Genomic DNA, 237 nt, shown 5'->3' on the forward strand with positions numbered 1-237 from the left:
GCTGCCCTGAGATCCGCAAGGAGATGCAGGAGATCGCCGGAAAGCGGCGCCGGTTCGGCTACCGCCGGATTGGCGTGTTGCTTGAGCGCAAGGGCATGAGAATGAACCACAAGAAACTGTATCGGCTCTACCGGGAAGAAGGGTTGTCAGTGAAGCGGCGGCGCGGCCGCAAGCGGGCCCGTGGAACGCGCTCCCCGATGCCGGTGGCTGCGTATCCCAATGCGCGCTGGTCTCTGG

1 protein-coding gene is annotated in these 237 nt (G+C 64.6%); it reads left to right on the plus strand.

Going from position 1 to position 237, the window contains the following annotated elements; genetic code table 11:
• Positions 1–237: IS3 family transposase (locus tag ACTRWK_RS17555; protein WP_462844114.1), on the plus strand; the 237-nt coding region annotated here is incomplete at both ends.

Source organism: Sulfitobacter sp. G5_S2_6_S6 (assembly GCF_054968505.1).